This is a genomic window from Prosthecobacter sp., assembly GCF_044226605.1.
Lineage (GTDB): Bacteria > Verrucomicrobiota > Verrucomicrobiia > Verrucomicrobiales > Verrucomicrobiaceae > Prosthecobacter.
The window spans coordinates 120,803-140,474 of record NZ_JBGAGS010000020.1; the positions used below are offsets into that span (position 1 = coordinate 120,803).

General features: G+C 61.7%; 12 protein-coding genes. 5 read left to right on the top strand and 7 right to left on the bottom strand.

Going from position 1 to position 19,672, the window contains the following annotated elements:
* Positions 1 to 27: 27 nt before the first annotated feature.
* Positions 28 to 3,396 carry a family 16 glycoside hydrolase gene (locus ACILSO_RS24720; RefSeq protein WP_395740151.1) on the bottom strand — a complete coding sequence of 1,123 codons (3,369 nt, stop codon included), beginning with the start codon at positions 3,394 to 3,396 and terminating at the stop codon, positions 28 to 30.
* A gap of 169 nt (positions 3,397 to 3,565) precedes the next feature.
* Here ACILSO_RS24720 and ACILSO_RS24725 point away from each other — a divergent pair, with 169 nt between their 5' ends.
* On the top strand, positions 3,566 to 5,374 hold the full coding sequence (locus tag ACILSO_RS24725) for an HSP90 family protein (protein WP_395740152.1): 1,809 nt from the start codon (positions 3,566 to 3,568) through the stop codon (positions 5,372 to 5,374).
* A 5-nt stretch (positions 5,375 to 5,379) separates the two neighbouring features.
* Positions 5,380 to 6,507: a hypothetical protein gene (locus ACILSO_RS24730; protein WP_395740153.1), complete on the top strand. Its 1,128-nt coding sequence runs from the start codon at positions 5,380 to 5,382 to the stop codon at positions 6,505 to 6,507.
* Between the two features lie 114 nt (positions 6,508 to 6,621).
* On the opposite strand, the gene ACILSO_RS24735 is transcribed toward ACILSO_RS24730, so the two are convergent.
* From ACILSO_RS24735 to ACILSO_RS24745, 3 genes are all read right to left on the bottom strand, one after another.
* On the bottom strand, positions 6,622 to 7,482 hold the full coding sequence (locus ACILSO_RS24735; protein ID WP_395740154.1) for an ATP-grasp domain-containing protein: 861 nt from the start codon (positions 7,480 to 7,482) through the stop codon (positions 6,622 to 6,624).
* 235 nt (positions 7,483 to 7,717) lie between these two features.
* Positions 7,718 to 8,287: a transposase gene (locus tag ACILSO_RS24740; RefSeq protein ID WP_395740155.1), complete on the bottom strand. Its 570-nt coding sequence runs from the start codon at positions 8,285 to 8,287 to the stop codon at positions 7,718 to 7,720.
* Between the two features lie 190 nt (positions 8,288 to 8,477).
* The gene (locus ACILSO_RS24745; RefSeq protein ID WP_395740156.1) at positions 8,478 to 12,674 is read right to left on the bottom strand and encodes a PVC-type heme-binding CxxCH protein; all 4,197 of its coding nucleotides are present in this window, start codon (positions 12,672 to 12,674) and stop codon (positions 8,478 to 8,480) included.
* Between the two features lie 161 nt (positions 12,675 to 12,835).
* On the opposite strand from ACILSO_RS24745, the gene ACILSO_RS24750 reads away from it, so the two are divergent.
* From ACILSO_RS24750 to ACILSO_RS24760, 3 genes are read left to right on the top strand one after another with little or no spacing between them, the layout of a single operon-like run.
* Positions 12,836 to 14,125 (top strand): putative DNA modification/repair radical SAM protein, encoded by a 1,290-nt coding sequence (locus tag ACILSO_RS24750; protein ID WP_395740157.1) that lies wholly within the window; start codon positions 12,836 to 12,838, stop codon positions 14,123 to 14,125.
* Between the two features lie 13 nt (positions 14,126 to 14,138).
* Complete coding sequence (locus ACILSO_RS24755) at positions 14,139 to 15,032, top strand: TIGR03915 family putative DNA repair protein (RefSeq protein WP_395740158.1); 894 nt, start codon at positions 14,139 to 14,141, stop codon at positions 15,030 to 15,032.
* A 5-nt stretch (positions 15,033 to 15,037) separates the two neighbouring features.
* Positions 15,038 to 15,193, top strand: coding sequence for a DUF2256 domain-containing protein (locus ACILSO_RS24760; protein ID WP_395740159.1), 156 nt, complete (start codon positions 15,038 to 15,040; stop codon positions 15,191 to 15,193).
* Between the two features lie 13 nt (positions 15,194 to 15,206).
* Here ACILSO_RS24760 and ACILSO_RS24765 read toward each other — a convergent pair whose 3' ends face one another.
* Genes ACILSO_RS24765 through ACILSO_RS24775 form a run of 3 tightly spaced genes read right to left on the bottom strand, consistent with a single transcriptional unit; the run spans position 15,207 to position 19,589 of the window.
* Complete coding sequence (locus tag ACILSO_RS24765; RefSeq protein ID WP_395740160.1) at positions 15,207 to 16,811, bottom strand: response regulator; 1,605 nt, start codon at positions 16,809 to 16,811, stop codon at positions 15,207 to 15,209.
* Positions 16,808 to 19,012, bottom strand: coding sequence for an ATP-binding protein (locus ACILSO_RS24770; RefSeq protein WP_395740161.1), 2,205 nt, complete (start codon positions 19,010 to 19,012; stop codon positions 16,808 to 16,810). The genes ACILSO_RS24765 and ACILSO_RS24770 overlap by 4 nt, the downstream gene beginning before the upstream one ends.
* The gene (locus ACILSO_RS24775; RefSeq protein WP_395740162.1) at positions 19,005 to 19,589 is read right to left on the bottom strand and encodes a biliverdin-producing heme oxygenase; all 585 of its coding nucleotides are present in this window, start codon (positions 19,587 to 19,589) and stop codon (positions 19,005 to 19,007) included. The genes ACILSO_RS24770 and ACILSO_RS24775 overlap by 8 nt, the downstream gene beginning before the upstream one ends.
* Positions 19,590 to 19,672 lie beyond the last annotated feature (83 nt).

A 19,672-nucleotide genomic window follows, 5' to 3' on the forward strand; every position in this document is an offset into this window, starting at 1 on the left:
TCGGTATGAATTAGTCAGAATACGACTTCACTTCCCAAACATCGCATTCCCCTTGTCGCCACCACTCAAAACATAGGCTAGGAGATCGAGGATCTCGTCCTTCTTGAGCATGGCGAGCAGCATGGGCGGCATGGGAGAAACGGTGCTGAGTTCGATGCTCTTCACCTCCTTGCGGTCCACGTTCACGCGCTGGTTGGGGTCGGTGAGGTCGGTGTTGAGGGTGACGCCGTCGCCACTGAGGTTCACCACCACGCCGCTCATGATGGAGCCGTCGTTCTTGGTGACGATGATGGGGACAAACTGCTCGTTGAGGACCTTGCTGGGGTTGAGGATGTTGTCGAGCAGGTCGTGCGGGCTGTAGCGTCCGCCTGCACCCGTCAAGTCGGGGCCGGTCATTCCGCCGGCGTTGCCAAAACGATGGCAGGTGTAGCAGGCGGCGGCGGTGAACATCTTACGGCCGTTTTCAAAGTTGCGGCCCTTCATGCCAGTCTTGGCGGCGGCGCTGAGTTCATCCAGTGTCCACATCGTGGGCGTGCGGCCCACGAACATGGCACCCACATTTTCGATGGCGGATTTGCGCTCAGGCTTCTTCGCGATGAGTTCGGCAAGCTCCTTGTTTTCCTCGGGCGTGAAGGTGGTCAGGGTGTCGTTGCGGATGAACTCGATGAATTTGTCAAAGCTGGCGCCGCCCTTGTAGTTCGCGGCTTTCAGGAACCACTCCAGCTGCTGCGTGCGCAGTTCCTTGGTCCAGCCAGTCTTCAGAAAGCGCAGGCTGCGGGCGTACTCGAGCTGTGGCTCCTGGCTCTCTGCAGCGGCGATCAGGGCCATGCCCTTCGCTGCAGCCTTCGGATCCTGCAGGTAGCCCAGTGTTTCCGTGAGCAGCCAGTTGAGCTCAAAATTGTCCGCCGGATACGCAGGATCGAGCTTGGCGATGATCGCTGCCACGGTGGCGTCGTCCGGATTGCCAAAGCGATGCAGCACGATCTCAGTGAGGCGCACGTAGGCCATGCGTTGCTCGTTGTTCAGCTTGGTGAAGTCACGCTTCAGCATCGCGGCCCAGAGTTTGTCGCGCATCGCGGTGTTCACCACATGGTCCGGGGCACGGTGCGTGGGGCACACGCCTGTGGCGCGCGTGAGCGCCAGCAGGGCCTCAAGCTGCGCGGTTACGTTCTTCTCGTTCAGCGCTTTCGTTTCCCACTCAGACACGGGGTTGTGCTCCAGCACGGTGCGTGCGGCAGCGCGGATGTAGCGGTCCTTGTCGCTGAGATGCGGCCAGGCAAAGGCCACGGCTTTCGGGTCGGCCTTGCCGTGGAAGGCGGCAAGTTCATGGCGCAGGTCGAACAGTTTCTCGGTATCGGTTTTTGGGACCGAATTGCGCCCTGAGAGCTTCCAAGTTTGTTCCACGCTTTCTTTCCCCGCATACGTTACGCGATACAGCCCGCTCTGCACACGGCGGCCACCGATGGTGAAATACATCGCGCCATCTGGACCGATGATCGCATCGCTCACCGGAAGCGGACCGCCGGTCACAAATTCTTCCTTGGTGGCGGTATAGGTGGAGCCGCTGCGCTTGAGATGAACGGCGTAGATTTTTCCCCAGCTCCAGTCCAGCGCATAGAAGGCCTCCTGGTATTTCTCCGGGAACTTCGCGCCGTAGCCGAAGGTGCAGCCAGTGGGCGAGCCCGGGCCGATGTTCAGCGTGGCGGGCAGGTTGTCATAGTAGAACTCCGGGTACTTGCCCGCGCCATTGCGCCAGCCGTATTCGCCGCCGCTGACCACGTGGTTGATGCGTGTGGGGCGGTACCATGAGGTGTTAAAGTCATACTCCATGTCAGCGTCATACACGAACAGCTCGCCCTCGCGGTTCACACCGCCGTCGTAGATGTTGCGGAATCCCGAGGCAAAGATCTCGAACTGTTTTCCATCCGGTGAGAAGCGGTAGACGATGCCGCCAGGAGCCATCACGTGGCGGTTGTGGCCCCGGCCGTCCGGCATGCGCGGCAGCAGGTGGTCATCGCCCCAGAACTTGGCTACGGGAGAGGTGTCCAGCGTGCCGGCCTTCGGGCCCTCCTTGAGCACAGCATTGTTTCCACTGATAAGGTAGAGGCCTTTGCCGTCTGGTGTCTTCAAAATGGCGTGCACTCCGTGGTCGCTGCCAGCGTCAAACTCCCGCAGCATCTCCACCTTGTCGGGCATGTCGTCATTGTTGCTGTCAGTGATGCGATACACACCGCTGGGGATCTTCTTTTCGTAATCGTTCACGCCGATGTAAAGCGCACCAAACGCGAAGAGCATGCCGTTCACACCGCGAATCTCCGCAGCGACCTTCTGGACATCGGCGGGCTTCAGCGGCTGGCCTGCAGCAGGCGGGTTGAAGCGGTAGAGCGCACCATACTGGTCGCTGGCATAGATGCGGCCTTTGTCGTCCGCGCAAAGATTCACCCAGGATCCCTGCTCACCGCCGGGCACAGAATAAAGCAGCTCCACTTTGAAATCAGGCAGCGTCTTGATGTTCGTCACCGGTGTGGCCACGTTCGCGCCGATGGCAGGACCGACTGCATCCGCACGCTTCGGCTTGGCCTTGGCGGCAGCATTCTTGCCTTTGGCATCACCTTTTGCCGGAACAGGAGCTGGCGCAGGGGCCTTGCCCTTGCCCTTGGCAGGTGCCTTGGCCTCGATGATCTGCGCATCGCTGGGAATGGCGGATTTCTCAAACGAGATCACCCCGCCATCGGGCAGTTCTTTGAGCATGACGTCCTTGATCTGGACGTTCATGGCAGGTCCGCGATGAATTTGGAAAGCGACGAGGCCTTCGAATGCTCGCTTGGATTCTTCAAAGTCGAGCAGATCGATCGTGACCTTGCCGTCGATTTTGTGAATGAGGTGGTTTCCCGTGGCAATGACGGTGTATTCGTGCCATTCGGCGATGTCCACTTTCACTGGTTCGTGCTCGGAGACCAGCCAGCGCTTGCCCTCGGGATCGACCACCACGCCCTGGCCGTTTTGCACGATGATGCCACGTCCTTTCTCTTCATACACCATGGCGTTGTTTGGGGTGGCTGGGTGGATGTCGCACTGATAGCCGCCGATGGACCACCTGCCGTTCTCCGGAAGCTCCTTGCTGCGGTACTGGATGCCGGTGTTGTTCCCGCTTTGCTTGATTTTGGCGTGGAGCTCAAAGTTCTTCACTTTGCCGCCGCGCCAGATGAGGAACTGATTGTAACTGAGCTGTTCAGGTCCGGTGGTCTTGCCGGTGATGCAGCCGTCTTCAACGCTCCAGAGTTCGGGATTGCCGTCCCAGCCGGTGAGGTCTTTGCCATTGAAAAGCGGTTTGAAGCCCTCCTGCGCGGAGGCGTGGAAGGTGAAAAGGAGAGGAAGGAGGAGAAGGCGTTTCATGGTTGGGCGCGTGGATAAACGTGTCCGTTTATCCCAAACTACCGGCAAAGTATGTGTCGGATTCGGCAATGAAACGGGCGCGGCCCGAATGACATGGCGGGGATTTTCCGGACCGGGAAAAGCGAAAAAACTTGTCCGATGGAACAGTCCTGCTGCATAACGCAAATGCATGGCCCACTCGTCCCAACAAAGATTTCAAGTTGATCTCGCAGGCATCATCAGCGTGCTGTCAGAGCATCTTTACAGCACGCCGACGGTGGCGTTTCGGGAGCTGCTGCAAAACAGCGCGGATGCGATCACTGCAAGGGCTGGATTGGAACCGGGGCATGCTGGAGCGGTGACGTTTGAACTGATTGAGGACAGGACTTCACCGACCCTCGTGGTGGAGGACAACGGGGTGGGGCTCACGGAGGACGAGGTGCATCTGTTTCTGGCCACGATTGGCGGATCGTCCAAACGGGCGGGCACGCATGGTGCGAGGGAGAAGTTCATCGGCCAGTTTGGGATTGGCCTGCTTTCATGTTTTGTCCTGAGCGATGAGATTGTGCTGATCACACGCTCCGCAGCGCGGGAAGATGCGCCTGCCGTGGAGTGGCGGGGGAGCGGCGACGGGACTTACAGCGTGCGTGTGCTGGAGCATCCGCATGCCGCAGGCACGAGGCTGTATTTGAAGATCAAGGAGTCGCAGGCAAAGCTGTGCACGGCGCACATGCTGAGAGAGTGGCTTTCCTATTACGGCGAGCATCTGCCGGTGGCGATTGAGCTGCGCGCGGGCGGGAAAACGGAGAGCATCTCCGGCAAGGCGACGCCATGGAGCAATGGCGGGCTGCCGCTGATGAACCAGGCGGCCGTGTGGGAGACCGGCGAGCGCTATTTTGGCCCTGGGTTCATCGACATGGTGCCGGTGGCTTCGGCCGCGGGAGGGCTGGAGGGGTTTGCGTTCATCTCCGCACAGCCACGGAGCCTGCATGCGAAGCCCCAGCACCGGCTTTATCTTAAAGGCATGCTGCTTTCTGATCAGACGGCGGGCATCACGCCTGAGTGGGCGGTGTTTGTGAACATCCTGGCCAACACCACCAGGCTGCAGCCCACGGCTTCGCGGGAGTCGCTGATGGAGAGTCCGGTGCTGGATGCCGCGCGGGAGGAGATCGGCGCCTGCATCCTGGCCTACCTGCGCCGTCTTGCCGTCAGCGACAATGGGAAGCTGGGCCGGATCATCCAGACGCATCATCTGGCCTTGAAGACCCTGGCTCTTGAGGATGACGAGGTGCTGCGCTTCATTGCTCCGTGGTTCCAGTTTGAGACGTCGCAGGGGCGCATGAGCTTTGAGGAGATCAGCCGTCTGGACAGCCCGCAGTATTGCGTCTCGGTGGACCGGTACCGTCAGCTGGCGCCGGTGGCTGCGGCGGAGAACCGCTGCCTGATCAACGCGGGCTATGTGTTTGACGCGGATCTCATGGCGGCACTCGCGGCGGAGTTTCCGGAAGTGGGGATCGAAGCGATCAGCGCGATGGACTTTACCGAGCAGCTGGGGGAGCTTCCGGCGGGCAAGGCGCATGTCTTCGAGCATCTTGTGGATGCCGCAGGGGAGGCGCTGCGTTCGCATCAGTGCCGGGTGGAGGCGCGGGTGTTTCAGCCGGCGACGCTGCCGGTGCTCTATGTGCAAAACGATGCGGCGCACTCCAGGCGGACACTGGAGCAGTCGAAGGAGGTGGCGGATGATTTTTTCAGCTCGCTGCTCAATGACATCAGCGGGCGCATCGCGCAGGACGCCTACCATGTGTGTTATCTGAACGCGGCCAACCCGCTGGTGCAGCGGCTGACGCAGGTGAAAGACGAAAGGCGGCTGCACACGATCATTGAAGTGCTGTATTTCCAGGCGCTGCTCCTGGGGCAGTATCCCATCAGCTCCAAAGAAACCCGACTTCTCTCCGAGGGGCTGCTGCAGCTCATCGAGATGGGAATGACCACGCCTTGACCGCCATGTCCGATCTCCGCTCCCTCATCAGCAAACTGGAAAACATGCCCCATGGCTCGGCGCAAGTCGAAGCGGCGAGGGAGCTGTGGAATCTGGTGTCCCAGGAAAGCGATGCTTCGCTGCGATTTGAAGCGCTTTGCGAAATTCTCAAAGCCGCCCTGTTCAGCGGAGCGACGGACTATTTTTTCTCGCTGATGCCGCAGCTCGCGCGGCTGAAGAAAGACCATCCGGAAGCCATTGATCTTTACGAATACATCTGGCGCTTGAAATGGCTGACCGGGAACATGTCGAACTACCCCGAGGTGCCGCGGGCCCGCATTCTGCAGGCGGAGGATGAATACGAACGCGAGCTGCTCAATGCCGGCGGGAACAAACGGACCGCGATTTACATGCGCTGGAGCAATGCGGTGTCGATGGGGCGGCTGGAGGAAAGCGCCGTGCTTCGCGAGCAGTTTCTGGCTTTGAAGCGGGACGTTCATGCCGACTGTCTTGCCTGCGAGGCGAGCGGGCAGGTTTGGGAGGCGATTTCGCACGACAACTACGCGGAAGCGAAGGAGAGGGCCAGGGTCGTTTTTTCAAACAGGATGAGCTGCGGTTCGGTGCCCCACACCACCTATGCCAATCTGGCGCTGCCTGCGGAATTGAATGGAGACTCGGCGGAAGCGGCCTCGTATTTTAAGAAGGGTTACAAGCTGGTGCGAACCAACGTGAACTTTGTGGCCACAGTTGGCCGATACCTGACCTACCTGACTGCGAGCGGTGAAGACGAGCGAGCCCTGCGGCTGCTGAGAACTCATCTGCCCTGGCTGGAGCAGAACCGCAATCCAGACAACCATTACGATTTCCTGATCGGAGCCACGGCGGTGTGCCGGGCGCTGGCGGAGAAGCGCAAGCGTGCGATCAAGCTGCCGCTGCCTGGGAAGTGGCTGGCGGCCTGGGGTGCCAAACCGCTGGCGCTGGCTGAACTCGCCGAACGTTTCGAGGCGGAGGGAAGGAGCATTGCTGCGGCCTTTGACCGTAGGAATGAGAACTCGTGGCACATGAACAAGTTTAACCGGACGCTCACGCGCATTCATGAACGGCGAGCTTCGCGGCCTGTGGCGGTGAGCCAGGAGGCGGGCGTGATGGAGTGATGCTGGGGCGGGGTGAGGGGTGCGCTTTGGAGGGGCGTTGGTTCGCGAAATCCCTCGCCGCAGGCTGGGATGGTTCCGCCATCAGCGTGAGCAGCTTGTGGAAAGCGAAGCGCCTCAAGGAATGGAAGAGGTGGACAAGGTGCTAAGCTCGACTACTCGCTGCCATAGGGCGAGGCGTGGAACTCCGGCATAACCGGATTCCTGGGCGTCGTTGATTTCAATGACGATCCAGCGGCCGTCGATGCACTGGGCCATGTCAACGACGACGAATGGCAGGGAGGCGCGACGGGCGGCTTCTGCGGCCATTTTCATGGCGTCGGTTTTCTCGCTCTCGGTCCATTGGTATTTGGCGAATTCGGCGAAGTAGGGGCCGACGCCGACCAAGTGCCCGTGCCACCAGAACGAACGGAATTCGAATGAGGCGGGAATGCGCTGGCCCATGTCTGCCCGGATGGGGCGGAGGCGCTCAAAGCGACGTATGACGATCTGCTGCCAGTGCAGCATGCGGTCTTGGGCGAATGCTTCGACGGCAACGCGGTATTCTTCCGGATTGTGAATGATGGAGAGCTTGAACTGATGGCGGCTGGTCTGGCGGCTGCCTTTGATGAAGAGAGGCCAGCCTGCGAGATTGCCGGCAGTGTCAGCGTCGGGTGCTTTGTCGAACCACCAGCTTTCGGGGGTGAGACCTTCAAGCAGCGGATACCACCGGGGAAGCTCGCTGCAGAGCTGATGCTGCGCGGGTGAGTGAACGAGCTTTACGCCGCGATCGAGGAGGGCGTGATAAAGGGCGTCGTAATCGACGACGGCACCGAAGCGTGCCACAGCGGTGACTTCATCGTGGCCGTAGCGTGAATGTGAGCAGGCCATGAGCTGGCTGAAGGCGAAGTCGTAGTTTGGAGACTGGATTTTGGCTTCTGCGATCCAGACGCTGCGCTCGATCTGGAAAACATCGATGTCGTCTGGGGTGTGTTGCATGGGGGGAGTGGGTGAGGCGAGCGTTTAGCCTGAGGATGGCGGATGGTCTAGTGCTTAGGGAACGCGGCAGCGTCGTGGAGTGCGTGCGGCAAGCCTAGGCGCGACGCCGCTTTTCGCATGCCGGACGGCAGTGCTTGGACGAAGCGCGTTCTTCGCCCCGCGAAAGCGGTGTCGTCGATGCAAGGGCTTGCGCCTTGCATCTCTGCCACCGCAGTCCAAGACGCTGGCGCGGTTCCTACCAGTCTGGGGCAACTTCGTAGTCGTCGGGAACTTGGATTTGTTGTGTTTTGAAGCGGTAGATGGACTCGACCAACGGCTTGCTGGTGTGGCGTTCAAACCAGGCAGCGGAGCTCCAGGGGTAGTCTGAGGCTTTGGAAACGACACCGTGCTTTACGGCATTTTGATGGGTGTAGTTCAAGCGTGCGAAATACGAGCGCTCGTAAGTGAGGACGGTTTCGCGGTAGTTGTGCCAGACTTTTCTGCCCGGCCTGCGGTCGAGCTTGTTGACCCATTTGGCGGTTTTCTCGTGTAGTGATCCGAGCATTTCGGGCAGGTTTTCCGCGGTGGACGGTGATTCTGCGACGAAGTGATAGTGATTGGAGAAGACGGCCCAGGCTTCGAGGCGCCAGCCGAAGCTGGAGGAGAGTTTGAGAAGGCCGCGGTGAAGGACGGAGAGGCGCTCTGGACCGCGAAAGTGGTGCTCTTTCAGGTAGGTGCCCGCGGTGATGAAGTAGATGCCGTGCGCACCGAGCCGATGAAGCGGCGCATGAGGCCATGCGAGCTTGGGGTCGGTATCAGGGTGCATAGCGGAAGGCTATGGAATGACCGGGAGAGAGGCAAGCACGTAGTGGTGATTGTGCTTTTGGCAGGCGGCGGGGGATTTGTGGGGTTTGTGTGTGGTATTCCGCTGCGAAAGCGGTGTCGGCGATGCAAGGGCTTGCGCCTTGCATCTCTGCCACCGCACTCCACGACGCTGGCGCGTGCTTGTATGCGCCTCACTTCATCGGATGGAGCTTGAGGAGCTCGTCGGTGGTGAAGAGCATCATGCGGCCGGGGTTGGCGGAGCGGACGGCTTTGACTTCTTCGGGGGTGATGGGGTCGGCTTTGTTGCCGAAGTGGTTACGGACGAAGGTGAGGACGCTGGCGATTTCGTCGTCCTTGAGCATGCCACCAAAAGGAGTCATGGGGACCTGGCCGTTGTATTCTTTGCCGCCGACTTTGATGGGGCCCATCAAACCGTACATGGCGATCTTGATGAGGCGGTCGCGGTCGGTGGTGACCCAGGGGCTGTTGACGATGCTGGGGAAGGCGGGATCGAGCCCGGCGCCATTGGGCTGATGGCAGGTGACGCAGTGGCCTTCGCGGAAATAGATGTCCTGGCCGAGCTTGAACTGCTTCTTGGCTGCATCGCTGAGATACCCCGGAGCTGGAACGACCGGGTGCTCGGGTTTGACGACTTCCGCCACACCGGCGAGGCGGTCGGCGGCGGTTTTGATGGCGGCTTTGTTCCAGTCGTCCTGCGGCAGTTTGGCGGCGATGGCGACAATGTTTTTCGCGGCAGGAATGTTGGGCAGCCAGGAGGCGGCGACGACGGCTTCGAGGCGGACGCGGCCGTGTTCATCGGCGGCGGCTTTTTCGAGGAGGGCGACGTGATCGGCGATGCGATGGGTGTTGTAGCGCAGGACGCGGACGGCGGCGGCGCGGGCATGGAAGTCGGGGGAGGCGAGCATCTCGCGCAGCAGGCCTTCATCGGCTTCGTTCAGGCCCCAGGTGACCCAGAGGGCTTCGAGTTTTGCGTGGGTGGCCTGCTGTTCGGCGGCCCAGGCTTTGACGGCGGGAAGGACTTCCCTGGCGTCGTGTGCGCGCAGCTCGCGGCGGGTGCGGTAGCGGGTGCGCAGTTCGGGTTCCTTGAGGTTTTCAAAGAGGGTCTTGAGCGGTGCTCCGGCGACCTGGGCGGGCTTGACCAAGGGGCGGCCAGGGTAGGTGATGCGGTAGATGCGGCCATGCACGTGGTCGCGCAGGGGATCGCGTGCATTATGCTGCATGTGGCCGATGAGCACGTTGTGCCAGTCGATGACGTAGAGGGAGCCATCGGGGGCGAATTCGAGATCAACGGGGCGGAAATTGCCGTCTTTGCTGGTCAGGAGGTCGTGGCGGTGCGCGGTCTTCCAGCCGGTGCCGTTGTCTTCGATTTTCACCTGCTTGATGCCGAGGAAGCCGATGGCGTTGCAGTAAATGAGGTCGCCCTGCACCTCGTCGGGGAAGTGGCGGGAGGAGACGATTTCGAGGCCGCTGGTGGGGCGCACTTTATGGCCGTCCGGCACGAGATCGGGAGCGGATGGGGTCTTGCTGCCAAAGGAGGGCTTCACCTCCACAGGCAGGGCCCAGTTCATGGTGGTGCCGGAGGTGTGAAGCAGGAAGTCCTGGCCCCACTGGTCAAAGACGAAGCCCCAGGGATTGGGGATGCTCATCTGGATGGTGCGCTCCAGCATGCCGCGCTGCGGGCTGTAGCGGAAGAAGCCGCCGTCCACACAGCGCACCGGGCCGTAGGGGGTCTCGACATTGGAGTGGAGGAAGACGCCTTCGCAGAGCATGAATGCGCCGCTGGGGTCTGCGGTGAAGGCGCTGATGGCGTGGTGAGTGTCGTGCGTGTCAAAGCCGCCGAGCACGATCTCCATGCTGTCAGCCTTGTCGTCACCGTTGGTGTCCCGCAGGAGCACGAGATTGGGCTCCTGGGTGACATAGACGCCTTCAGTGGCGAATTCAAAACCGATGGGGAGGTGGAGCTTGTCTGCAAAGACGGTTTCCTTGTCGGCCTTGCCGTCGTTGTTGGTGTCTTCGTAGATGAGGATCTTGTCGTCCGGCATCGCATCACCAGGGCGGTAGTGCGGGTAGGTGGGCATGGTGGCCACCCAGAGACGTCCCTTGTTGTCGAAGGACATCTGCATGGGGTTGGCGAGATTGGGGAACTCTTTTTCCGAGGCAAACAGCTCCACTTTGTAGCCTTCGGGGACAGTGAGGGACTTCACGGCTTCCTCTCCGTAAAGGTACTTCTCGCTGCCGTTCTTCACGCTGGGCACGTAGTTGGTGGGCACAGGAGGGAGGACGTGGGTCTTGCTGTCGTCCACCTTGAGCTCGGTGGTCTTGCCGGTTGCCACGGCGTGGATGAGGTTGTCGCGCAGGGCGGTCATCTCGCGGGACTTCTGCACTTCATCGGGGTAGTTCTGCGGGCCGTAGGGATTGTAGCGGCGGCCGTGGGCGTGGACGCCATTGAGGATGTTGTAGTCGGTGTTCCAGAACCAGTCCTTTTCCTTCACGGCCTCGCGTACGAGCTTGGGGTCGGCCTTGGACTCATGGCTGGCGTGGCCATAGAGGCCGGTGGCTAGGAGCTTGCCGATCTCCGCGTAACCTTTCTCCGTGGGGATGAAGCCGCCGCTGGTGAAAAATTCGCCGCCACTCGTGGATTCGATCTCCTGCGTGGGGGTGAAGAGGTCGATGTAGGTGAGGCCGTGCTTCTTGGCGACTTTTTCGATGGCGGCCGCATAGAGAAGGAGGTTGGCGTTTTCGACATCGCCTTTGGGGAGGTCGCGTTTGGCGCTCTGGTTTTCGTAAGCGATGGGGCTGACGAGGACGACGCGGGGAGCGGCTTTGCCATTGTAGGCTTTGCTCAGGGTGTGGACGACCCAGGCGTCGAGCTCGGCTTCGAAGTTGCCGACTTTGCTGGGGCCGTCGAAGGACTCATTGTAGCCGAAGAAGGCGACGATGGTGTCTGCTTTCAGATGGGTGAGCCACTGGTCGGGCGTGGAGAAGAAGCCCTGGCCGTTGTGGATGGTCTTGTCCGGGTGGAATTTTTCGGCACCGGGGAAAGCCCACTGCGAGGCGCGTGAGGGATGCGGACGGAAGCCGGGGGTGTCTCCCACGTGGCCCATGTTGCGGAAGAAAAGCTCGCGGTCCGGGTAGCGGAGCTGCAGCTCGGTTTCGATCTGGCTGTACCAAGTGTCGCGCTCGGCAAGGCCGTTGCCGATGAGGACGATGTGCTCGCCTTTGCTCGGGGGAGCGACGACCTGCGGGCGGGCGGAGGTGGCGGCTGCGGGTTCAGCGGTGGGCTGGTGCGGGGCTTTGACTTCTTCGGGTTTTTTGGCGTCTGCTTTTTTGCCGGAGGTCGGTTTGGATTTGTTGTCATCCGGCGTGCCCATGGAGGGGCTGCTGCCGGTGGCGAAATCGCCGGGCTTCAGGTTGCGCTGCTTGAAGTAGGCGGAGTCTTTGATGAAGCCGTAGGCGCTGGGCTTGAAGGGATCGATGAAGGCGACGTCTGCCTTGGCTGGCACTGGCAGCTTCAGCAGGGAGTGGGCGGCATTGACGATGAGGCGGCGGAGGTTTTCGTCCGTGTAGTCCATGGAGGCACCCATGGTGGTGCAGAAAGAGCGGCCTTTGGCCTTGCCATCGGGAGAGGTGTAGTCGTGCAGCCAGGCGATGGGCTGCATGGGGTCGTTCTTGGCGGTGGTGACGGCTTTAGACTTGGGGTCGAGGGATTCGGTGACGGCACCGCGCAGCAGGATGGTGTCGCTTTCGGGCTTCACATCAGGCGCGCCATAGACGTCTGTGGTGCAGAAGATTTCGCCGACGCCGCGCAGGATTTCGTTCTGGCCGTTGGCCTCCACGACGACGCTGCGGGTGCCTTCCTTTTTGTGCTGGCCGTGGTGGCTGACCCATTTCTCGCCGAGGATTTTCAGGCCGAACTCGCTCCATTTGAAATCGCCGGTTTTGGCATTGCCGGTGAAGGCGTGGGTGGCGGTGCGGAAGCCGATGACGGGCTTGCCGGCATTGAGGAATTTGGCGAAGTGGGCAAGGCTTTCGTCTGGAAGCTGGCGGAAGCGGGTGCCGATGATGAGGAGATCGGCGTCGGCGATGACCTCGGTGCCGCGGATGTTCTTCTGGTTGTTGGGGTCGATATAGCCGCCTTTTTCATCTGTGGAGAAGAGGACGATGCAGTTGAAGCCGTGCGTTTTGGCGAGGATTTTGGCCAGCATGGGCATGCTTTCCTCGGTGCGGTATTCTTCGTCTCCGGCCACAAGGACGATCTTTTTGCCTTTGCCGGCGCCGACCGGATTGGCGGCGACTTCGAGGTATTCCTGGGCGGACGCAGATGCGACCGAGCCGAGGAGTGCGAGGGTGAACAGGAGATGCTTCATGGTTGGGGAAAAAACGGGCGGGAAAGCTATTACCGCACGGGGCGGGGAAACCGGACAATAAAAATGTGTGGTGGCTTGGGGTCGCTGCTTTGCCGTTGAAACTGTTCTAAAGAACAGATATGGTTACCACGTGCTCTTGCCCGGCGTAGAGTCATCTCAAAATGGACATCAACCGCAAGCTCGAAATCCTGGCGGACGCGGCGAAGTATGATGCTTCGTGCGCGAGCAGCGGCGCGGCGCGGAAAGACTCGCGCGGTGGGACGGGCGTGGGGTCCACGGGAGGGATGGGCATCTGCCACTCGTACACACCGGACGGGCGCTGCGTCTCGCTGATGAAGGTGCTCATGACGAATGCCTGCCTGTATGACTGCCACTACTGCATCAACCGGAGGTCCAGCAACGTGACGCGTGCGCGGTTCACGCCGGATGAGGTGGTGCAGCTGACGCTGGATTTTTACAAGCGGAACTACATCGAGGGCTTGTTTCTGAGCAGCGGGATCATCCGCAGTGCGGACCATACGATGGAGATGGTGATCGAGGTCGCGCGGAAGCTACGGGAGGTGCACCAGTTTCGTGGATACATTCATTTGAAGACGATTCCCGAGGCGTCGCAGGATCTGATCGCGCTGGCGGGGCGGTATGCGGACCGGATCAGCATCAATGTGGAGCTGCCGAGCCAGCAGAGCCTGAACACGCTGGCCCCGGAGAAAAACCTGGCGCGAACGGAGGAGGCCATGGGGCACATCCGGGGGAAGATCGAGGAGCGGCATGCAGAAAAACGCAGGCCGGATGCGCCCAAGCCGCCGCCGTTTGCCACGGGCCAGAGCACGCAGATGCTGGTGGGGGCGGATGCCTCGACGGATGCCGTGATTCTGGGCTGTGCGGACAAGCTCTACACCTCGCACCGGCTGCGGCGGGTGTATTACTCGGCCTTCAGCCCCATTCCGGAACCGTCCTCGATTTTGCCGCTGAAAGCGCCGCCGCTGATCCGCGAGCACCGGCTGTACCAGGCGGACTGGCTGCTGAGGTTCTATGAATTCAAGGTGGAGGAGATCGCCTCGACGAGCGCACCGAATCTGGACCTGGCGCTGGATCCGAAGCTGTCGTGGGCGCTGAGGAACCGTGCCACCTTTCCGGTGGATGTGAACCGGGCGCCCAAGGAGCTGCTGCTGCGCATTCCGGGACTGGGCGTGCGCAACGTGGAACGCATTCTCGGTGCTCGGCGGTATACGCGGCTGCGGCTGGCGGATCTGGTGCGGCTGCGGCTGCAGATGAAGAAGCTGCTGCCGTTCATCACCACGGCGGATCATCATCCGGCGAAGCTTGGGCTGGACAGCGACGCGCTGCGGGCGCGGTTTCTTCCGCCACCGGAGCAGATGGAGATGAACTTTAACGCAGCGCCCGCACCCACGGCGGGCGACTTCATTTCGGCGAGATCCGGGGAATTGTAACGAAACCAGGAGCATGCGCAGCATCGTCATTGAACCTGAGTATGAAGCGTGGAGAGCTGCGGCGCGGCGTCTGCTGGCAGAGGGGGTGGCGCCTGAGGAGGTGCTGTGGGTGGATGATGCGCGTGAGGGGTCTTTGTTTGTGCAGGAAGAGGCTGCGGCCATGAAAGCGGTGCAGGCGGGGGGAGCAGTCAAGGTGCCGCCAGCGTTTCTGGACATGGCACGCAGCGCTGCGGCGCATACGGATGCGCGGCGCTGGGGGCTGCTCTACCGGGTGCTGTGGCGGCTGACGCTGGGGGCGGAGCGGCACCTGCTGGCCATGGCCACGGACCGCGATGTGCGGCAGCTGCAGGACTGGTGCAAGGCGGTGGGAAGAGACATCCACAAAATGCACGCCTTTGTACGCTTTCGGCTGGTGGGCACGGATGATGCCACCGGGCGGGAGCAGTTTGTGGCGTGGTTTGAGCCGGAGCACCGGATCGTGCGGCTGGCGGCGCCGTTTTTTGAGAAGCGGTTTGCCGGAATGGACTGGTCCATCCTGACGCCGTATGAGTGTGCGCACTGGGATGGCACGAGGCTGCATTTCACCGCGGGAGTGCCGCGCAGCAGCGCTCCGGATGAGGATGCGCTGGACGACCTGTGGCGCACCTACTACCGGAGCATTTTCAATCCGGCACGGGTGAAAATCAGCGCCATGCAGTCGGAGATGCCGAAGAAGTACTGGAAGAACCTGCCCGAGGCATCGCTGATTGCAGGACTGATCGCCGAGAGCACCCAGCGCGTGCAGGGCATGCTGGAAACCGAGGAGCGGGTCGTGAAGCCTGCGCCGAACAATGCGTATTTGAAGGCGCTGCACGCCATGAATGGGACCGAGGCGGCTGACGGAACGCAGGAATCTGGAACGCCATGAGAGGAGTGAAAAAACAGGATCTTCCCAGCAAGCCGTGCCTCGTCTGCGGGCGGCCCTTCACGTGGCGCAAGAAGTGGGCGAAGGTGTGGGAGGAAGTGAAGTTCTGCAGCGAGCGCTGCCGGCGAAGCAAGGGTGGTGCAAGCGGCGCGGGAGCGCAGTGATGCGAGGCCGGGTTTAACCGAGCAGGGTCTGCAGCACATGAAGGATCTGCTGAAAGTCCACCGGCTTGGTGAGATGATGCTTGAAGCCTGCAGCCAGGGAGCGCTGAACATCGCTCTCCATGCCGTAGCCACTGAGGGCGATGGCAGGCAGAGGATGGGAGGCGGCGAGGGTTTTCATGAGTTCCAGACCGCTGGCATCCGGCAGACCGAGATCGCTGACAAGGCAGTCGAAGGGGTGGGCGGCGGCGAGATCGAGGGCCTCGGCCACGGTGGTGGCCACCTGGACTTGGTAGCCGCGGGAGGCGAGCATACGGCTGAGCACGGCAGCGCTGTCCGCGTGGTCCTCCACGAGGAGGATGGAGGCGGCCTTGGCGGCGGAGGAACTGGGCTGGCGTGAGCCTGGCGCAGCGGGTTGGGCGGGCTGCTGCGAGGGCGGTTGGGGCTGGCCGAGGGGAAGGGAGACGGTGAAAACGGCACCAGGCTCCCCGGTGCGATTGGTGGCACGGATGGTGCCGCCGTGAGCGGTGACGAGGGCCTTGGAAATGGCGAGGCCGAGGCCAAGGCCGCCAAACCTGCGGGTGACCTCGGAGCTGCCCTGCTCAAAGGCATCAAAAATCTTTTCGGCGTTGTCCACCGGCAGGCCGATGCCGGTGTCTGCGACTTCGATCTGCACGTTTCCGCCGTGCTTGTGAGTGGAGACGGTGATGGTGCCTTCCGCAGGGGTGAATTTGACGGCGTTTTTAAAGAGGTTCCAAAAGACCTGCTGCACGCGGCCGGCATCGGCGCTGAGAAGGATGCGCTCCCCGGCAAGTCGCCAGTCGAGACGGATGTGTTTGGCCTCCCGCTCGGCCTCGCAGGCCTCGGCGGCATAGTGAAGGACTTCGTGAAGATCGATGGTGCGGGCGTGGATCTGCAGCTTCCCGGTGCTGATGCGGGTGAGGTCCAGCATGTCGTCGATGAGACGGGCCTCCAGCTCGATGTTGCGGCGGATCATCGCGAAAGTTTCGATGAAGTCCTGAGTGGTGGCGCCGGTGAAGTCCGTCTGACTGACGGCGGTGAGAACCGGGGTGAGAGGGGTGCGCAGCTCGTGGGAGAGGTTGGCCAGGAACTGATCCTTGCGGGTGTTCGCGTCCTGCGCCTCCAAGTACAGGCGTGCCATTTCAATGCGCTGCTCCTCCAGAAGGCGTTCGGTGCGGGCGCGGTAGATGGCGCCTTCAATGGTGCGGTGCAGCAGTTCGGGATTGAGGCTCTCCTTGGAAAGGTAGTCCTGCGCGCCGGTCTTCATCACCTCCACGGCGATCTTTTCGTTGCCCGTGCCGGTAAGCATGACCACGGGGTAGCGCCGGGGGCCGCCGATGTCGCTGAGCGACTCTAAAAACTGCAGGCCGTTGCCATCGTGCAGGTGGTAGTCCAGCAGGATGCAGTGAGGGTCCCACTCGCGCACGCGGTCGAGGGCGCCGTCCACAGAGTTGTGCTCCACAAATTCGTAGGAGACGACCTCGACGCGTGAAAGGTTGCGGCGGCAGGCCTCGCGGTCGATGCTGTTGTCATCCAGCAGGAAGATCCTGACGAGAGCGCTCCCAGGACCGCCGGAGGAAGATGGCGCAGGCGTATTCACGGTGGCTGAAGCTGAAAGTAAAAGGTGGTCCCCTGACCGTAGGTGGACTCGATCCAGATGCGTCCGCCGTGGCGTTCGATGATGTGCTTGGCGATGGTCAATCCCGCCCCGGTGCCGCCATGGTAGGCTTCTTGGGGGTGGAGGCGTCGGAACATCAGGAAAATATCGGAGAAATGCTTTTCGCGGATGCCTATGCCATTGTCACGGACATAAAAGGTGGGCGGGGGGCCGGGCTGCTCCACGCAGCCGATCTCCACCCATCTTTGCCCGCGGTCGTTGTACTTCGCCGCATTGGTGATGAGGTTGGCGAAGACCTCGCGGATGAGCACCGGATCGCACGAGGCCGAGGGCAGAGGGCCGGGGCGGCGTATCTCCACATCCTGGTCGCGAATGATTCCGGACAGGGTGAGCAGCACTTCATCGAGGAGCTTGTCCAGATCGACCTCGGTCAGTGCTACTTCCATGCGGCCGATGCGGGAGTAGCGGTTGAGCGTTTCGATGAGCTCTTTGCACTGGGAGACCAGGGACTCCATGGTGCGGATCTTGCGCAGAGCCTCGCTGGAGAGCTCACGGCTGTGGTCTTCCCGCATGAAGGAGAGGTAGTTTTGCAAGCCGCGGAGGGGCTCCCGCAGATCATGGGCAGCGATGTAGGCGAAGGAATTGAGGTCGGTGTTGCGACGCTCGAGCTCCATGTTTTCGCTGAGCAGGGTCTGGGTGCGGCGGAGCACGAGGGCATTGATGGCCTGCATGAGCTCCTGGGCGCCTTTGCGCTCCGCCTCGCCCCACGGAGTGGCGCGGCCGGTCACGGTCTGCTGCCATGCGGCGAAGGATTTGCGGGGATTGAGCCGCTCGCTCTCGGCAAGCGGCTTGTCCGGCTGACCGGCCCAGGTGACGGTCTGGACGACTTCAGGACGGAACCAGAGGAGGTAGTGGGGCTCCACACGGGAGAGCTTGATGGCGAGCAGGCCGCTGGCGGAAGCATGAAATGCCGCGGCGGGCGGAAACTGCTGGGAGAGTGAGCTGGTTTCGAACAGGGGATTGAGGTCCTGGGTTTTGAGCCAGGAAAGGAGTTCCTCCACCTGCGCCGGGGCTGGTGTTTCTCCCAGAAGGGTGGTGTGCTGGTTCACGTGTACCGCAGCACCGCCGGCACCCATGAACTCAAGCAGCTGCGGCGTGTATTTGACGAGGGCGTCCAGCACGTTTTTCTCACTGGCGATCACGTCAAAAAAACGCGACTGGATCTCCGTGGCACGCACATACTGGGAGAGGCGCAGCGCCTCCTGCCGGGCGCCGATCTCAAAAGAGACAACCTGGCCAAAGATTTCACAAGCAGCGCGCACGGCAAAGGGAAGCACGCGCGGGGTGCGGTGATGGCAGGCGATGAGCCCCCACAAGCGGCCCTCTACAATGAGGGAGATGGACATGGAGGCCGCCACATTCATGTTGCGCAGGTATTCCAGATGCACCGGGGAGACGCTGCGCAGGGAGACAAAGCTCATGTCCAGAGGCCGGCCAGTGCGTGGGCTGAGGCCGGGCTCCATGGGGACGGGCTGGTAGGAGGCGTTTGGGATGAGGCGCAGCCAGCTTCTGCAGTAAAGATCGCGCGCCTGGGGCGGGATGTCCGTGGCGGGAAAATGCAGTCCATCGTAGGAGTCCACCGGGGCGCTGAGGTGCTCCGCCACGACCTGGCCGTGCCAGTCGTCGTCAAAGCGGTACATCATCACCCGCTCAAAGCCGGTGAGCCAGCTCACGAAGGCTAGGGCGCGCCGGTGCTGGGTGATGAGCTCCGGTGCGGACTTCAAGTCTGCGAGCGCCTGCTGAAGGTGGCGGTGATAGTGGGCATCCTGCGGACCTGCCGCTTCGAATTCGACCATCACCCCTGCTTCCGTTCGGTGGAGGGAGACGTCAAAGCGCCGCTGCCCCAGACCGACGGTGATGGGGGAGGGAAGAATGCCGGGAGATTCCGCCAGGACCTGTGCGAGACGGGCTGCGATGTCCGGAGCCATCTCCGCCAGCCGGCGGCCCGTGGCTCTGGCAAATTCAGGGCCGAGGAAATCGCTGCAATTGATGCTGGCCTGCAGGCAGAGGAGGTCCTCCTCGCTCAACACGAGCAGAGCGCCATGTGGCTGGATGGAGCCCGGGATATGAATGGGCTCGTGACTGCACGCATCCAGCTGCGCGGCGGTGACGGGATCATTCATGGGCGACTGTGAGCCAGGCTCCAAGCTTGTGAAAAGTGTTCACCGCCACGTCCGTCATGGCATCAGAGTCCGAGGTGGGAAACGTGGCAAGCATGCCACAAAACTCCCGCCAGCGTGCGGGCACCTGCTCGCCATAACTGGCGAAATAATGGCGCGCAGCCTGGGGGATCTGGCTCTGCGCAAGGGCGCCCATGATGTGCCTGCCGCCCAATGTGGAGCCCTCCAGCACATACGCGCAGCCGAAAGCTTCCGCCAGATTGGTGGGATCGGGAAGATCCGTGCAGCGGGGCAATGATGCGAGGTCGCTTTCGGAAAGCCCAAATGCGTGCAGGTCCTCCCGAAGCATGGGGGTTTTGGCACGGTCCCGCCAGTGGAAGCCACGCTCGTCCCAGCCGTCGAACTTTTGCAGAGCTGACTCCAAAGGCTCAAAGAAACCGAGGAAACCCTCCAGCAGCCGCACGTAGGTGCCCGGGGCGGCACAGGTTCTGGGGATGTCGATCTGGTCTTCCAACTGGCGGTGGGCGTCTGCCGTCGCAGTGCGGAGATGGGAAAGGGTCTCTGAAGAGTCGTGTGTCATGGAAGGGAGCGCCCGGCTATTTTTTCAGACACCCACCCGGACCGATCCGGACTGTGCCACGCTGCCATGATACCATCGTCAGG